Annotated in this window: 19 protein-coding genes and 1 pseudogene; 11 read left to right on the top strand and 9 right to left on the bottom strand. The window is 57.5% G+C overall.

Annotated elements, in window-relative coordinates:
- The first annotated feature begins 112 nt into the window (after positions 1 to 112).
- Positions 113 to 1648 (top strand): EAL domain-containing protein, encoded by a 1536-nt coding sequence (locus tag ACZZ0B_RS10930; protein ID WP_463545152.1) that lies wholly within the window; start codon positions 113 to 115, stop codon positions 1646 to 1648.
- Between the two features lie 234 nt (positions 1649 to 1882).
- Positions 1883 to 2248 carry a histone-like nucleoid-structuring protein, MvaT/MvaU family gene (locus ACZZ0B_RS10925; protein WP_007912217.1) on the top strand — a complete coding sequence of 122 codons (366 nt, stop codon included), beginning with the start codon at positions 1883 to 1885 and terminating at the stop codon, positions 2246 to 2248.
- A 218-nt stretch (positions 2249 to 2466) separates the two neighbouring features.
- On the opposite strand, the gene ACZZ0B_RS10920 is transcribed toward ACZZ0B_RS10925, so the two are convergent.
- Complete coding sequence (locus ACZZ0B_RS10920; protein WP_158834933.1) at positions 2467 to 2985, bottom strand: DUF4946 domain-containing protein; 519 nt, start codon at positions 2983 to 2985, stop codon at positions 2467 to 2469.
- 139 nt (positions 2986 to 3124) lie between these two features.
- On the opposite strand from ACZZ0B_RS10920, the gene gloA reads away from it, so the two are divergent.
- Positions 3125 to 3646, top strand: a complete 522-nt coding sequence (gloA, locus tag ACZZ0B_RS10915) for a lactoylglutathione lyase (RefSeq protein ID WP_008082664.1) — start codon at positions 3125 to 3127, stop codon at positions 3644 to 3646.
- Positions 3647 to 3815: 169 nt separating this feature from the next.
- Here gloA and ahpF read toward each other — a convergent pair whose 3' ends face one another.
- The 3 genes from ahpF to ACZZ0B_RS10900 all read right to left on the bottom strand — a co-directional run bounded on the left by ahpF (position 3816) and on the right by ACZZ0B_RS10900 (position 7141).
- Positions 3816 to 5378 (bottom strand): alkyl hydroperoxide reductase subunit F, encoded by a 1563-nt coding sequence (gene ahpF, locus ACZZ0B_RS10910; protein WP_463545151.1) that lies wholly within the window; start codon positions 5376 to 5378, stop codon positions 3816 to 3818.
- 124 nt (positions 5379 to 5502) lie between these two features.
- A complete protein-coding gene (gene ahpC / locus ACZZ0B_RS10905) occupies positions 5503 to 6066 on the bottom strand; it encodes an alkyl hydroperoxide reductase subunit C (RefSeq protein ID WP_007912224.1) in 564 nt (187 codons plus the stop codon).
- Between the two features lie 139 nt (positions 6067 to 6205).
- The gene (locus ACZZ0B_RS10900) at positions 6206 to 7141 is read right to left on the bottom strand and encodes a site-specific integrase (RefSeq protein ID WP_463545150.1); all 936 of its coding nucleotides are present in this window, start codon (positions 7139 to 7141) and stop codon (positions 6206 to 6208) included.
- A 177-nt stretch (positions 7142 to 7318) separates the two neighbouring features.
- Between ACZZ0B_RS10900 and ACZZ0B_RS10895 the strand changes: the two genes are divergently transcribed.
- Positions 7319 to 8335, top strand: a complete 1017-nt coding sequence (locus tag ACZZ0B_RS10895; protein WP_440093910.1) for a DNA-binding protein — start codon at positions 7319 to 7321, stop codon at positions 8333 to 8335.
- Here ACZZ0B_RS10895 and gorA read toward each other — a convergent pair.
- Positions 8332 to 9690, bottom strand: coding sequence for a glutathione-disulfide reductase (gene gorA, locus ACZZ0B_RS10890; RefSeq protein WP_008082669.1), 1359 nt, complete (start codon positions 9688 to 9690; stop codon positions 8332 to 8334). The genes ACZZ0B_RS10895 and gorA overlap by 4 nt on opposite strands.
- Before the next feature lie 128 nt (positions 9691 to 9818).
- On the bottom strand, positions 9819 to 10658 hold the full coding sequence (galU, locus tag ACZZ0B_RS10885) for a UTP--glucose-1-phosphate uridylyltransferase GalU (RefSeq protein WP_008082670.1): 840 nt from the start codon (positions 10656 to 10658) through the stop codon (positions 9819 to 9821).
- Between the two features lie 258 nt (positions 10659 to 10916).
- Between galU and ACZZ0B_RS10880 the strand changes: the two genes are divergently transcribed.
- The gene (locus ACZZ0B_RS10880) at positions 10917 to 11102 is read left to right on the top strand and encodes a hypothetical protein (RefSeq protein ID WP_008082671.1); all 186 of its coding nucleotides are present in this window, start codon (positions 10917 to 10919) and stop codon (positions 11100 to 11102) included.
- Between the two features lie 145 nt (positions 11103 to 11247).
- A complete protein-coding gene (locus tag ACZZ0B_RS10875) occupies positions 11248 to 11529 on the top strand; it encodes a hypothetical protein (RefSeq protein WP_045123167.1) in 282 nt (93 codons plus the stop codon).
- A gap of 3 nt (positions 11530 to 11532) precedes the next feature.
- Here ACZZ0B_RS10875 and ACZZ0B_RS10870 read toward each other — a convergent pair whose 3' ends face one another.
- Positions 11533 to 11763 carry a hypothetical protein gene (locus ACZZ0B_RS10870; RefSeq protein ID WP_008082673.1) on the bottom strand — a complete coding sequence of 77 codons (231 nt, stop codon included), beginning with the start codon at positions 11761 to 11763 and terminating at the stop codon, positions 11533 to 11535.
- 72 nt (positions 11764 to 11835) lie between these two features.
- Positions 11836 to 12192, bottom strand: a complete 357-nt coding sequence (locus ACZZ0B_RS10865; RefSeq protein ID WP_008082674.1) for a hypothetical protein — start codon at positions 12190 to 12192, stop codon at positions 11836 to 11838.
- A 211-nt stretch (positions 12193 to 12403) separates the two neighbouring features.
- Between ACZZ0B_RS10865 and ACZZ0B_RS10860 the strand changes: the two genes are divergently transcribed.
- From ACZZ0B_RS10860 to ada, 5 genes and pseudogenes are all read left to right on the top strand, one after another.
- Positions 12404 to 12706: a DUF1883 domain-containing protein gene (locus ACZZ0B_RS10860; protein WP_007946189.1), complete on the top strand. Its 303-nt coding sequence runs from the start codon at positions 12404 to 12406 to the stop codon at positions 12704 to 12706.
- A 28-nt stretch (positions 12707 to 12734) separates the two neighbouring features.
- On the top strand, positions 12735 to 12908 hold the full coding sequence (locus ACZZ0B_RS10855) for a hypothetical protein (RefSeq protein ID WP_008082676.1): 174 nt from the start codon (positions 12735 to 12737) through the stop codon (positions 12906 to 12908).
- Between the two features lie 221 nt (positions 12909 to 13129).
- Positions 13130 to 13210, top strand: a pseudogene (locus tag ACZZ0B_RS10850) (2OG-Fe(II) oxygenase); the annotation flags it as partial.
- Positions 13211 to 13215: 5 nt separating this feature from the next.
- Positions 13216 to 13881, top strand: a complete 666-nt coding sequence (alkB, locus tag ACZZ0B_RS10845; protein ID WP_463546928.1) for a DNA oxidative demethylase AlkB — start codon at positions 13216 to 13218, stop codon at positions 13879 to 13881.
- A gap of 100 nt (positions 13882 to 13981) precedes the next feature.
- Entirely contained in the window at positions 13982 to 15046 is a 1065-nt protein-coding gene (gene ada / locus ACZZ0B_RS10840; RefSeq protein WP_463545149.1) for a bifunctional DNA-binding transcriptional regulator/O6-methylguanine-DNA methyltransferase Ada, read from the top strand.
- On the opposite strand, the gene ACZZ0B_RS10835 is transcribed toward ada, so the two are convergent.
- Positions 15043 to 15501 (bottom strand): GyrI-like domain-containing protein, encoded by a 459-nt coding sequence (locus ACZZ0B_RS10835; RefSeq protein WP_463545148.1) that lies wholly within the window; start codon positions 15499 to 15501, stop codon positions 15043 to 15045. The two genes, ada and ACZZ0B_RS10835, sit on opposite strands and share 4 nt — an antisense overlap.
- Between the last annotated feature and the right edge of the window lie 43 nt (positions 15502 to 15544).

Raw genomic sequence — 15544 nt, 5'->3', positions numbered from 1 at the left:
GCACAAGCGTCGACGGCCATCTATCCTCCCCTCTGGCTCCACTGTTTTTGCGCCGTGCGCCATTGCTCGGCCTGCACTTCAGAGCCCTATTCCATCGCGACAGGATGCGCCCATGCCGTTGACCGTCAGAACCCGCCGCAAGCGCAGCATCCGTATCGTCGTGACGCTGCTCAGCGGCCTGCTCCCGATCGTCTTCGGCAGTGTGATTCTGTATCTGCAGGCTGAGCGCACGCTACAACAGAGCACTCGGCAAACCGCGGAGGAGGCCCTGCGCCAGTTCGACTTGATGCTCGACAACACCGCTCAAGCCGCTCACGAACTGTTGCCGCTGGCCGGAAAAGACTGTGAAGGGGTGAAACTGGCGCTGCGCGAGCAAGTCACCCGCCGCCCGTTCGTGCGTTCGACCAATCTGGTCTGGGACAACAACCTGTATTGCAGTTCACTGTTCGGTCCCTTCAAGGAAGCAGTCAATGCAGGCAATTACCACGAGGGCAAACTGTGGCTGATGAATGGCAATCCGGTCACGCCCAATACCGCATTGCTGGTGTATCGCCTGAGTGACGGTCGTGGCGGCGCACTGACCACGCTGGATGGCTATCACTTGAGCAACATTTTGCGACTGATCGGCCGGGAAACCCTGCTGTTGCTGCAAGTCGGTGACAACTGGCTGTCCGCTGACGGCAAAGTGCATCAGGGTGACCTGCCCGAGTTGCCTGTGGCACAAAGCATGTTGCAGTCCAATCGCTACGCCTTCAGTGTTTCTGCAGGTTTCCCGCAGGGCGAAACCTGGCGCTACATGGCCGACGCATACCCACCACTGTTCAGTCTGCTGATCTTTTTCGGTGTGGTCTCCGGTGCGATCGGCCACATCGTGCAGAAGCGCTCGACGTCACCAAGCCATGAGATGCTTCGCGCGCTAGAGGCAGGCGAGTTCATTCCGTACTTCCAGCCCGTGGTGCATGGCGACAGTAAACAATGGTCGGGCACTGAAGTGCTGATGCGCTGGAATCATCCCAAGGAAGGCCTGGTGCGCCCGGATCTGTTTATCCCGTTCGCCGAACACTCCGGACTCATTGTGCCGATGACCCGCGCGCTGATGCAGCAGACCGCGGCGCTGTTGGGGCCACAGTCTGCGGGCTTTGCCACGCCGTTTCATATCGGCATCAACATTACCGCGAGCCATTGCCACGACCTGGAACTGGTCGAGGACTGCAGGGAGTTTCTTGCGGCCTTCATGCCGGGCAGCATCAGCCTGGTCCTGGAGCTGACCGAACGCGAGCTGATCGAACCGACTGACATCACCCGTCAACTGTTCGAACAGTTGCACTCGCTGGGTGTGAAAATCGCGATCGACGACTTCGGTACCGGCCATTCAAGTCTCGGTTACTTGCGCAAATTCAATGTCGACTTCCTCAAGATCGATCAGAGCTTCGTCGCAATGATCGGTATTGACGCGCTCTCGCGGCATATTCTCGACACGATTATCGAACTCTCGGCCAAGCTGGATCTGGGTATTGTTGCCGAAGGTGTCGAAACTCAGGCGCAAGCCGAATACCTGACCGCTCATCACGTTAACTTCATGCAAGGCTATCTGTTTGGCAAACCCATGCCCGCCGCCGACTTCATCAACGCATTAAGTCACCATTAACTAAACGCGATTAAGCCGCAGCTGCCGATTCGGCGCACCAAATTGATACAAAAGACCGCTGTTGTTACATGAAGACAACAACAGGATTTACTCTGAGCGCATTAACTACTACAATTTTTTCAACCTGAGCAAGATTGGCAGGTGAGCCACTTATCACCGAGTCGCTTCAAGGCTCTTGGCTTACAGCTTTGTTTGCGGTTGGTATCAGCCAAATACACTATTGGAGTAAAGATATTGTCCAGACTCGCTGAATTTCGTGCAGCTGAAAAGGCCCTTCAGGAACAGCTCAAGCAGCTGGAGTCGCTGAAGAACGATGCCGGGCTCAAGAAAGAAATCGAATTCGAAGAAAAGCTCCAGGGGCTGATGAAAACCTACGGCAAAGGCCTGAAAGACATCATCGCCATTCTCGATCCGAACCCGGCAAAATCCGGCCTGCAAACCTCTGCAGCCCCTAAAACCCGCCGCGCACGCGTGGTCAAGGTTTATCACAACCCGCACACCGGTGAACTGATTGAAACCAAAGGTGGCAACCACCGTGGCCTGAAAGCCTGGAAGGAACAATACGGTGCAGCCACCGTTGATTCCTGGTTGCGCGGTTAATTCCACGCCAACAAAAAAGCCCTGCTCGATGCAGGGCTTTTTTATTGACAATATCTAACAAATGAAATGATTTTCATCGAGCAAGTTGAGATCGTCCTGTAACGTGCGAACGGTAGAGCGCTAAAATATTTTGCGCCGCGATGTTGCGATCAGCACCACGGTTAAACTTTGTGCTTAATCCGTTCGGGTATCTAACCGCGCGGCAATAGAACAGCGCGTTAAAGTTTCAGGCTGTTTCTCACCGCCACTATTTCTTCGGCACTCGCTTTATAAACCTCGGCCTGTCCGGCATAGGAAAGAACGTACGCCTTATCCGCCTCGACCGCTGCCACCAAGGTTTGCGACAAAACATGCCGGCCGTTTTCGGTGATCGTGCAAGTGGTTTCCAGGGCAGACAAAGACCCCAGCGTCGCCGGGTGCACTTTGTTGCAGACGCTTTGATAACCGCCCTGGAAAAAGTCTTTCTGGATCGACTTGCGCATCTCCAGCAGCACGCCCTGCAAGTTGACTTGGTGACCCGCCTCTACCTGCGTCATGGTCAACTCCATCACCATCACCTGATTGCCATCGGCATCGTTTTTCACCGCCCGCTGCCGGGAAACCTGCGCTGATGCATCAGGCAGTGCTTCCACCTCCCAACCCGCCGGCCAGGTAATGCCGGGCTCGGCCGCCGACACGTCAGCGGCAGCAACAGAAAACGCAAAACAAACTAACAGGGGTTTGAACAGTCGGATCATTGCCGCACGCACTCGCAGATTGAGCGACAAAGTCTGAGCCCCGCCCGCGCGCAGGGCAAGTCCGCCCTTTCATTTGGCGATGCTGGCAGGCATGCGTATCATTGCGCCCATTCACTCGCCCATTGTTATTGGAGGGCCCATGAGCCTGCACGAACTGAACACTTTCCCCGGCGTCACCGCCACGCCAGACAGCGCAACCCGCAACTTCGTCTTCAACCACACCATGCTGCGTGTGAAAGACATCACCAAGTCCCTGGACTTCTACACCCGCGTACTGGGTTTCTCGCTGGTCGAGAAGCGCGATTTCGCCGAAGCCGAGTTCAGCCTGTACTTCCTCGCGCTGGTCGACAAGGCACAGATCCCGGACGATGCCGCCGCACGTACCGAGTGGATGAAGTCGATCCCGGGCATTCTGGAACTGACTCACAACCACGGCACCGAAAACGATGCAGACTTCGCCTACCACAACGGCAACACCGATCCGCGTGGTTTTGGCCACATCTGCATTTCGGTGCCGGACATCGTGGCGGCGTGCGCACGTTTTGAAGAATTGGGTTGCGACTTCCAGAAACGCCTGACCGATGGCCGCATGAAGAGCCTGGCATTCATCAAGGATCCGGACGGTTACTGGGTCGAAATCATCCAGCCAACCCCGCTGTAACTGACAGCCCTCTGTAGGAGTGAGCCTGCTCGCGATTGCGCTGTGTCAGGCCATGGTGTTCTGAATGTGCCGCCGCAATCGCGAGCAGGCTCACTCCTACAAATTGGATGTGTGTCAGGCATAAAAAACCCGTGATCGCTCACGGGTTTTTTCAGTTCTGCCAGGACGTTTAAGCCGGAGCGGACGTGCGAATCAAGTGATCAAACGCGCTCAACGAAGCCTTGGCGCCCTCGCCCACCGCAATCACGATTTGCTTGTACGGCACAGTCGTCACGTCACCAGCAGCAAAGATCCCCGGAATCGAAGTCTCGCCACGGTTATCGACAATGATCTCGCCACGCGGCGACAGCTCGATGGTGCCTTTGAGCCAGTCCGTGTTCGGCAGCAAACCGATCTGCACGAAGATCCCTTCCAACTCGACCGTGCGCAGTTCGTCAGTGTTGCGGTCCTTGTAGCGCAGGCCGTTGACCTTCTGCCCGTCGCCAGTCACTTCAGTGGTTTGCGCACTGGTGATCACGGTAACGTTCTTGAGGCTGTGCAATTTGCGCTGCAATACGGCGTCGGCACGCAGTTGCACGTCGAATTCCAGCAACGTTACGTGAGACACGATACCGGCCAGGTCGATCGCCGCTTCAACGCCGGAGTTACCGCCGCCGATCACCGCGACACGCTTGCCCTTGAACAACGGACCATCGCAGTGCGGGCAGTACGCCACGCCTTTGTTGCGGTAATCCTGCTCACCCGGGACGTTCATTTCACGCCAGCGCGCGCCGGTCGCCAGAATCACGCTTTTGGCTTTCAGGGTCGCACCGCTGGCAAAGCGGATTTCGTGCAGCTCGCCGTTCTTGCCCGGGATCAGCTTGTCGGCACGTTGCAGGTTCATGATGTCGACGTCGTACTGCTTGACGTGTTCTTCCAATGCCGTGGCCAGCTTCGGCCCTTCGGTTTCCTGCACGGAAATAAAGTTCTCGATGGCCATAGTGTCGAGCACCTGACCGCCGAAGCGTTCAGCGGCAACACCGGTGCGGATGCCTTTGCGGGCGGCATAGATGGCTGCCGAAGCACCGGCCGGGCCACCGCCGACGACCAGTACGTCGAAAGCGTCTTTGGCGCTGATCTTCTCGGCCTGACGCTCGATGGCACCGGTGTCGAGTTTGGCGAGAATCTCTTCCAGGCCCATGCGGCCCTGACCGAAGTTTTCACCGTTCAAGTAGATGCTCGGCACGGCCATGATCTTGCGATCGTTGACTTCGTCCTGGAACAGCGCGCCGTCGATGGCGACGTGGCGGATGTTCGGGTTGAGCACTGCCATCAGGTTCAGCGCCTGGACCACGTCCGGGCAGTTCTGGCAGGACAGCGAGAAATAAGTCTCGAAGCTGAACTCGCCTTTGAGCGAGCGGATTTGCTCGATCACTTCAACACTGGCCTTCGATGGATGACCGCCGACTTGCAGTAAGGCCAGTACCAACGAAGTGAATTCGTGGCCCATCGGGATACCGGCGAAACGCAGACTGATGTCAGCGCCCGGGCGGTTGATCGAGAACGATGGCTTGCGTGCATCGTCACCGCTGTCGATCAAGGTAATTTGGCTCGAAAGACTGGCAACGTCTTTCAGCAGTTCCAGCATTTCACGGGATTTCGCACCGTCGTCGAGGGAAGCAACGATCTCGATCGGCTGGGTGACCCGTTCCAGGTACGATTTCAACTGGGCTTTAAGATTGGCGTCCAACATACGGGCGATTTCCTTTATTTGAGGCGAAAAAAAGCCCGAGCGAATCTCGCCCGGGCATTTTTAGGGGGCGGTGCAGCGTACTTAAGAAGGTGCGGCGTACCGCCCTGAGTTGCGTGTCACAGACTTAGATCTTGCCGACCAGGTCCAGGGACGGAGCCAGAGTGGCCTCGCCTTCTTTCCACTTGGCTGGGCAAACTTCGCCTGGGTGAGCAGCAACGTACTGAGCAGCCTTGATCTTGCGCAGCAGCTCGGAAGCGTCACGGCCAACGCCGCCATCGTTCAGTTCAACGATTTTGATCTGGCCTTCAGGGTTGATCACGAAGGTGCCACGGTCAGCCAGACCCACTTCTTCGATCAGCACGTCGAAGTTGCGGGAGATGGCGTGGGTCGGGTCGCCGATCATGGTGTATTCGATTTTGCCGATGGCTGGCGAAGTGTTGTGCCAGGCAGCGTGGGCAAAGTGGGTGTCGGTGGAAACGCTGTAGATCTCTACGCCGAGTTTCTGGAAGGCAGCGTAGTTGTCAGCCAGGTCTTCCAGTTCGGTTGGGCAAACGAAGGTGAAGTCGGCTGGGTAGAAGAACACGACCGACCACTTGCCTTTCAGGTCAGCGTCCGAGACTTGAACGAAGTCGCCGTTTTTGAACGCGGTAGCTTTGAACGGTTTTACTTGGCTGTTGATGATAGGCATTGATGACTCTCCGTCAGGGTTGTGAATTCGATGGGTGAATCCTACCCACTCGCTCGACGGATGGCTCATTGGCAAACCTGATGCTGCTGATTTGTTTTCGCTATTAGCTGACTGTATTAATAGAAGAAAACGATATCTACTACGAAGCCGGGTTATCCATAATCCGAGCCATCCCCTGGAATGGGTTGGCTTCAACATAGCGCATGGCGGACTTCATGTCCTTCCAGCCCACGTAGCTCATCAGGGATTTCAGATCCCAACCGCTTTGATGGGCCCACGTCGCAAAGCCACGGCGCAAGGAGTGACTGGTGTAGTTCTCGGCAGCGATGCCGGCGCGCTGCAATGTCTGGCGCAATAAAGGGATGATGCTGTTGGCGTGCAGACCCTCCTCGTTCAGATTGCCCCAGCGATCGATGCTGCGAAAAACCGGGCCGCGCACCAGCGCCGCTTCGGTGATCCAGTCGATATAAGCCTGCACCGGGCACAGCTTGAGCAGCGCCGGGGCTTGATAGGTCTGCCCGAGGTTTTCCCGATCACCCTTGCTGCGCGGCAAATACAAGGTGATGCCTTTGCCAGCGTGCGCTTGCACGTGTTCGATTTGCAGGCGGCAGAGTTCGTCGCTGCGGAAGCCGCGCCAAAAGCCCAGCAGAATCAGTGCGCGATCACGGTAAGCCTTGAGCAGTAACGGACGATCCTGCTGCTCGCGCGCGATTTGCACTTCGTGCTCCAGCCAATCGATGACGCGCTGCAGATCCTGCAACTGCAGCGGCTCGGCCTGTTTTTCCTGCGCCGGATGCAGCGCCCTTATGCCCTTGAACACTTTGCGCACCACTGGCGACTTGGTCGGGTCGGCAAAGCCTTGGCTGTTGTGCCACTGCGCCAGCGCCGACAGACGCAGTTTCAAGGTGTTAATCGAAAGCTCGCCCGCGTGCGCCACCAGATACCGCGCAACGCTATCGGCGGTGGCCGGCAGGAACCCACCCCACTTCACTTCGAAATGCTCGATGGCCGCGCGATAGCTACGGCGCGTGTTGTCACGGGTGGCGGCTTGCAGATAGCGATCCAGATCGCTCATGGGCTGTTTTCTCGCTGGCGTACTGATACAGGGATGCAGATGTGCATTTTGCCGTCTGACACTGGGTAATACCAGTATATCCCGCCTCTTATATTTCAGTCATTTACCTTTATTTTCAGCATGGTACACTGCGTACTTTAGTGGCATGTACCACAGTACGAAACCGTAGGAGTTCACATGGCCCGTGGCGGCATTACTAAAGCACTGGTGCAGATCGCGCGCACAGCAATCCTGGCGCGTGGCGAACACCCAAGCATCGATGCAGTACGCATCGAAATGGGCAACACCGGCTCGAAAACCACGATCCATCGCTATTTGAAGGAGCTGGACGACGGCGCTCAACCGATCGAAGCTTCAGCAGAACCCATCGACGATGAGTTGACCGCCCTCGTCTCCCGTCTCGCTCAGCGACTGAAAGAGCAGGCGCAAGAGCCCATCGAGCAGGCTCGCGAGCAGTTCGAAGAACAGCGTGAGGCGCTGGAATCAGAGTTGAAGCAAGTTCGTCAGGCGCTGGAAAAAATCGAGCACGAGCACGGCATTCAAGGCGCTGCGCTGGAGCGCGAGTCCGAAGCACTGAACAACACGCGCTCGATGTTGCAGACCGAACAAACTCGCAACGCCGGTTTGAATCAGGCTCTGGCCGACTTCGAGTTGCGCTTGCAGGACAAGGACGAGCAGATCCGCTCGCTGGAAGAAAAGCATCTGCACGCTCGCGATGCGCTGGAACACTACCGCAACGCCACCAGAGAACAGCGCGAGCAGGAGCAGAGTCGCCACGAAGGCCAGGTGCAGCAGATTCAGGCAGAATTGCGTCAGGCGCAGCAAAGCGCGTTGGTGCGTCAGGACGAAATCACTCAATTGCACCGCGACAACGAACGCCTGCTCACGGAAAACCGTGGCACTCTGCGCGAACTGAACCTGATGCAGGATCAGCTCAAGCAAAGCAATCAGCGCCAGGATCAATTGCTGGAACAGGCGACGCGCGTCGACAGCGAGCGCACCCTCCTCCAGGAACGCTTGCGCGTGGCCACCCTAGAAAGCCAGACACTCAAGCAGAACATCGAGGAGCAGACGCTGCTCAATCAGTCGCTGGAAAAGGCGTTAAGCAACGCTCAGACGAGCCTGGAAGAAAGCCTGCGTCTGGCGTCTACCGTTGCGGCAGCGCCAGACTCAGCCAAACCGAAGGACGCTTAAGCGCCGACCGGCGTACGCATGGTGACAAACTCTTCGGCGGCCGTCGGGTGTACCCCGATCGTGTCGTCGAAGTCGCGCTTGGTCGCGCCAGCCTTAAGAGCAATCGCCAAACCCTGAACGATTTCGCCAGCGTCCGGGCCGACCATGTGGCAGCCGAGGACTTTGTCGGTCTTGCCGTCGACTACCAGTTTCATCAGCGTCTTTTCCTGACACTCGGTCAAGGTCAGCTTCATCGGGCGGAAGCGGCTCTCGAAAATCACCACGTCGTGACCAGCCTCGCGCGCCTCTTCTTCGGTCAAACCGACTGTACCGATGTTCGGCAGGCTGAACACTGCGGTCGGGATCATCTTGTAATCCACTGGACGGTATTGCTCAGGCTTGAACAGACGACGCGCTACGGCCATGCCTTCTGCCAGAGCCACAGGCGTCAGCTGTACACGACCGATGACATCGCCCAGCGCCAGAATCGATGGCTCGCTGGTCTGGTATTGCTCGTCGACCTTGATGAAGCCTTTGTCGGTGAGCTGCACATCGGTGTTTTCCAGCCCCAGATTGTCTAGCATCGGACGCCGGCCGGTGGCGTAGAAAATGCAATCCGCTTCCAGCTCACGACCATCCTTGAGGGTGGCTTTCAGGCTGCCGTCGGCCTGCTTGTCGATGCGCGCAATGTCGGCGTTGAATTGCAGATCCAGACCACGCTTGGTCAGCTCTTCCTGCAAATGCTTGCGCACCGAACCATCAAAACCGCGCAGGAACAGATCACCGCGATACAGCAGCGTGGTGTTCGCGCCGAGACCATGGAAAATCCCGGCGAACTCGACTGCGATGTAACCGCCGCCAACCACCAGCACACGTTTTGGCAGTTCTTTGAGGAAGAACGCCTCGTTCGAACCGATCGCATGCTCGCGCCCCGGAATCTCCGGAATCTGTGGCCAGCCACCGGTAGCAATCAGAATATTCTTCGCGGTAAAGCGCTCACCATTCACCTCAACCTCATGCGGGCCGACAATCTTCGCGTGCGCTTCATGCAAGGTCACGCCACTGTTGACCAGCAAATTGCGATAAATGCCGTTGAGGCGATTAATCTCGCGATCCTTGTTGGCAATCAGCGTCGCCCAGTCAAAATTCGCCTCACCCAGGCTCCAGCCAAAACCGGACGCCTGCTCAAAGTCTTCGGCGAAATGCGCGCCGTACACCAGCAACTTTTTCGGCACACAGCCGACGTTGACACAGGTCCCGCCCAGATAACGGCTCTCCGCCACCGCCACTTTCGCGCCAAAACCGGCCGCAAAACGCGCAGCGCGCACACCGCCGGAACCGGCGCCAATCACATAAAGGTCAAAATCGTAGGCCATTTCTATCTCCTCGGCAGGGGATCAGCATACCTGCAGATGCCCATTGGGCAAGCACTGCCATTCGCATGGGAGGGCAAAATGAAAAAACCCGCCGAAGCGGGTTTTTCTTACAAACCAATCAAGCGCTCTTAGTAAGCCTTGCCAGTCTTGTAGAAGTTTTCGAAGCAGAAGTTTGTCGCTTCGATGTAGCCTTCAGCGCCACCGCAGTCGAAACGCTTGCCTTTGAACTTGTAGGCCATGACGCAGCCGTTCTGGGCTTGTTTCATCAGGGCGTCGGTGATCTGGATTTCGCCGCCCTTGCCTGGCTCGGTTTGTTCGATCAGGTCGAAGATGTCCGGAGTCAGGATGTAACGGCCGATGATCGCCAGGTTCGACGGCGCGTCTTCCGGCTTTGGCTTCTCGACCATGCTGTGCACGCGATAGATGTCGTCGCGGATCATTTCGCCAGCGATTACGCCGTACTTGCTGGTTTCCTCTGGATCGACTTCCTGGATGGCGATGATCGAGCAGCGGAACTGCTTGTACAGCTTGACCATTTGGGTCAGTACGCCGTCGCCGTCGAGGTTGACGCACAGGTCGTCCGCCAGTACCACGGCGAACGGTTCGTCACCGATCAGCGGACGACCGGTCAGGATCGCGTGGCCGAGGCCTTTCATTTCGGTCTGACGGGTGTAGGAGAACGAGCACTCGTCGAGCAGTTTGCGGATACCGACCAGGTATTTCTCTTTGTCGGTGCCCTTGATCTGGTTTTCCAGCTCGTAGCTGATGTCAAAGTGGTCTTCCAGCGCGCGTTTGCCACGACCGGTCACGATGGAGATTTCAGTCAGGCCAGCGTCCAGAGCTTCTTCAACGCCGTACTGGATCAGTGGCTTGTTTACCACCGGCAGCATTTCTTTGGGCATGGCTTTAGTCGCTGGCAGGAAGCGAGTACCGTAACCGGCTGCTGGGAACAAGCATTTCTTGATCATATAAGTCCTTGAAAAGGCTGTGTGTACGAGTTTCGGCGCAGTCTAATCAGGCGGCGTGCACCTTACAATGCCCCGCACTGGCTAACCGATGCCATCATAGAGAAATATTCTCGCCGATAGTTCCGTTGGCGCTCTCAGGCAGCAAAATCAGCTTAGCCCAAAGATACTGCCAAACTGCATCACCATACGCGCATCGCCCCCCAATGCGAGCATTTGCCGGTATCATGGCGCCTTTGAACCAGCGAACGAGACAGATAGATGGCCGCGGTAAAAATCGTCAACGGGTATGTGATCGACAAGAAAGACGGCAAGTGGACGCTGACCACGACCAACGGCGAGCACATCGCCGGCCCCTTCGACAGCGAGCAAATGGCGACTGATGTGGCATCGGTGTTTACCGACACGCCTGCATCGGCGAAGCGTCGTGGTAAAGATCAGGACTGATCAAAGGCGACACGCCCCGAGCCCTGCCCATGTGCAGGGCTTTTTTGTACGCGCGTGCAAACAAGTGGCCAATCGCTATAACCTTTTCGCACCGGCGCTGTCAGAGCGTCTAGTCCCCCACGCTGAAGACGACATAACCATGAACATGAATAAATTGCTGCCCCTTCTTGCGGTACTGGCGCTGAGCGGCTGCGCGACCTCAGAAACCACTTACCTGAACAACGGCGAACAGGGCCTGTCCATCGATTGCTCGGGCGAGGCCAACTCCTGGGCCACCTGCTACGAAAAGGCAGATGCCTCCTGCGCCGGTACCGGGTATCGCATCGTCGGGACTGACGGCACACCGCAGCCCAAGGAAAGCGACAAGACCCTCGGCGTCGACGTCGGCAATTACAAAAACCGCAGCGTCGTCGTGGTCTGCAAATAGCCGTTACATGTGGATTTCGGCGAACTTGATCCCTAGGCCGCGCACGACTTCGATCAAGTCGTCGAGCCGGTTGAAGGATTCGACTTCGTCGTTATCGTCGACCAAGAAGTAACTGCGCCCGGCGCTTTTCTTGAAAAAAACGATCCACTCCCCCGGATTCGCCGGATTTTGAATCACATGGGTGGCAGAGATCAGGCCCTCTACGTGGCGCTCCCGTACTTGCTCTCGCTTCATCCCGACTCCATAAAGAAAAATGCCGTCACAGCAGGACTGTGACGGCATCGATGCTGATAACTGAAGAGTCTATCAGCCAGAAATGCAGGCATTGGCAGCGTTACGCACATCCCGTGGGCGCACTGGCACGTTGGACATGCGCTCATGCAGCTTGATGCTGCTGCCGCCGGAGCGGTCTTCGATATCAAAGACCGCGGCCGGGCCGGAAGACAGTTTGCCCGGGACAATTACCCGAACCCCGTCCTTGTGCGGCTGCAACTGCAACGCGCCACGGCTGTCCGCGAGCTTTTCGGCCAGGCACTGCGCATATTCATGGGGTTTCTTACCGGAGATCACACTCATGGTCGGCAGTGTTTCATTGATTTCGGAAACACTCGCGCAACCACCCATAGCCAGAATCAACGGCACACACACCACACCCCACTTCATACAAAACCTCCGTTAAAGACCGTCCGACAGCACAAATGCCGTTTTTCTCCGGGGCCTTCTGCATTTAACCCGCATCCGATTGCGAATATCTGTTCAAAATTGTCAAACCAACGCCCGACGGCCAGATAATAACCCGTGCGGGCTGATAAACTGCGCCCAATCGACAAGCTATCGTTTTGATTTTGTAGAAAAAGCCCTTCTGGAGGCGCCCATGAAATTTATTCACCAGCGCGAGCACCTCAACGAAGACGACATCGTCGTCATCCAATGCTCGCAAACCTGCAACATCCGTCTGATGAACGACGCCAACTTCCGCAGCTTTAAAAATGGCGGCCGTCACACCTATCACGGCGGCGCTTTCGACACGTTTCCGGCCCGCATCACTGCACCGAGCACCGGTTTCTGGAACATCACCATCGACACCGTCAACCGTCGCCCGATCAGTGTTACGCGCAAACCGACGTTGACCCACTCGATCAAGATCATCCGTCGCTCCAGCACCAAACTCAGCTGAGCCGCCCCGCCCATTCAGACAGGTAAGCATGACCGTGGCCCAAACGACCAAATACGTCATCAAGTACAAGCTCAACGGTGAGCGCCGTTTCGAGTTCGCGCAACTGGTAAACGGCACCGAAGCAGAAGCCAAGGCCGAGCTCGACAAACTCCATGACTCGCAAGACGTCATCAGCGATATCGCCGTCAGCAAAGCCCTGTAACACCCCGTCGGGGAGTTCGACCGCAAGCGGCGGAGTGTTCTGCCGCAACGCCAAGCCCAAACTGACCGCCTCGACCTTGAGTCAAGGAGTCAGCATGTCGATGCCCCCTTCCCGGCTGGCAACGCTCGGCTGGGCAAACCTGGAACACCAGCTGGATCAGCACGGCTGCGTCATTATTCGCTCGCCACTGGGGCGCAAGGTGTAATCGACGGCGAATATCGGTGACCCTGCGTCACGGCGTCAGTCGCCTGCACAGTGGCAATCGGCATACCCTAGGCATCATCTTTCACGACGCTTTGTGACTAGCATGCACCCGAGCAATTTCGATCTATTCGCCGACCACGAAACCGAGCAGCAACCGCGCGCCGAGCAAATTGGCGAGCAGTCGTGGCTGCTGCGCGGTTTTGCCCTGCCGTTGATCGAGCAACTGTTGCCCGCACTCGAGTCGATTCTCCTCGCAGCGCCCCTGCGTCACATGATGACGCCGGGCGGTTTCAGCATGTCGGTGGGCACCAGCAGTTGTGGGGCGCTGGGCTGGATCACTGATCGCACTGGCTATCGCTATTCAAGTGTCGATCCGCTGAGCGGATTGCCGTGGCCGGCGTTGCCGCCGGTGTTTGCCGAGCTGGCCCATTCGGCGGCGGCACGCGCAGGCTTTGCCGGGTTCGACGCCGATTCCTGCCTGATCAACCGATATGTCCCAGGCGCCAAGATGTCATTGCATCAAGACAAAGACGAAAAGGCCTACGCAGCACCGATCGTTTCGCTGTCGCTCGGATTACCGGCGATGTTTCTGTTTGGCGGTTTCAATCGCAGTGACAAAAGCCAGCGTATTGCGCTGCTGCATGGCGATATGGTGATCTGGGGCGGCGCTGACCGTTTGCGCTTCCATGGCGTGTTGCCGATCAAGCAAGGTCGACACCCGCGCCTCGGCGAACAGCGGATCAACCTGACCTTCCGCGTTGCAGGATAAATACAAAAGGATCGCCGGCAGAGTTTGACCGCAAGGCCCGGAGTGTTGCGGCCCGCGCCGCTGGTTAACCTGAATCAAACAGGCCAACGGACTACCGCTCATGAAAACGCTTTCGACTACCCTTAACATCGAAGACGATCCACGCTGGGCCGCCGTGATTGCCCGGGACCCTCGGGCGGACGGCCAGTTTGTCTATGCGGTCAAAACCACCGGCATCTATTGCCGCCCAAGCAGCCTCGCACGCTTGCCGAAGCCGCAGAATGTCGAGTTTTTCGACACCGCCGAACAGGCCGAAGCAGCGGGTTACCGGCCGAGCAAGCGCGCCGGCAAGGATCAAAGTGAAGTCGCCGCACAGCATGCCGCGACCGTAGCAACCGCCTGCCGCCAGATCGAATCTGCCGAGACGTTGCCGACGCTCAATCAACTGGCCGACACCGCCGGACTGAGCCCGTTTCACTTCCACCGCATATTCAAAGCCGCGACCGGCCTCACACCCAAAGGCTATGCCGCCGCCCAGCGCTCGCGCAAAGTGCGCGAACGCCTGGCTGACGGTGGTTCGGTGACGGATGCGTTGTATGACGCAGGATTCAATTCCAACAGCCGCTTCTACGAGGCAGCCGATTACGTGCTGGGCATGAAACCCGGCGACTATCGCGCTGCCGGGCAAAACAACGACATTCGTTTCGCCGTCGGCCAATGCTCGCTCGGGGCGATTCTGGTGGCGCAAAGCGAACGCGGGGTGTGCGCGATTCTGCTGGGCGATGATCCGCATCAACTGGTCTGCGATCTGCAGGATCAATTTCGCAAGGCGAATCTGATCGGTGCCGATGACGGTTTTGAGCAGTTGATTGCTAAGGTTGTGGGGTTTGTCGAAGCGCCGGCGATTGGCCTGGATTTGCCACTGGATGTCCGTGGCACCGCGTTTCAGGAGCGCGTTTGGCAAGCGCTGCGGGAAATCCCCGCCGGCAGCACTGCCAGTTACGCCGACATTGCTCAACGCATCGGCGCCCCAACGTCCATGCGTGCCGTGGCCCAGGCGTGTGGTGCCAACCGGCTGGCCGTGGCGATCCCCTGCCATCGCGTGGTGCGCAGCGACGGCAATCTGTCCGGCTATCGCTGGGGTGTTGAGCGTAAACGCCAGTTGCTTGAGCGCGAGCTGACTTAGCGAATACCGATATGGACCGCGACTGACTCGGGGCCGGTGTAGCTTTCGAAATCAGTCGCGAAGCGCCGTTGAATTTGTGGGTTGGCCTCGAAGAAGGTCCAAATCTTGCCCCAGGTAGCAATCACTGCATCAGGCAGCGGCCCCTGCGCCTCGAACACCAGATAGTCGCCTGCTTCAATAGTGACTGACTGGAAATCCGCAGAAGGCTCGTCCACCGCAACACCCGCCGTGACATCGAATGCGCCCGAGGCATCGGCCTCGTAAGCCGAATACACGCCGTAGACCGGAGAACCGACGCGTTTGCCGGGAATAACCTCGGCCAAGCCCTTAGCGAAAAACTCACCCCACATCGGGCCAATCTTCGCTGTTTCAGGGTTGGGTTCTACTGCATTGGTCGTGCGCACACACAGACCCGAGACCGTGAACGCGTCGATCTGCTGTCGTTTCAAGTCCATCGAAAAATCTGCTCCCTGCTGATTGAGTGCGGCTGTGCAGCGC

The sequence above is a fragment of the Pseudomonas sp. AC247 genome (assembly GCF_979258015.1).
Note: the sequence above shows the minus strand (reverse complement) of the source record. Positions and strands in the feature narration are given on the sequence as shown.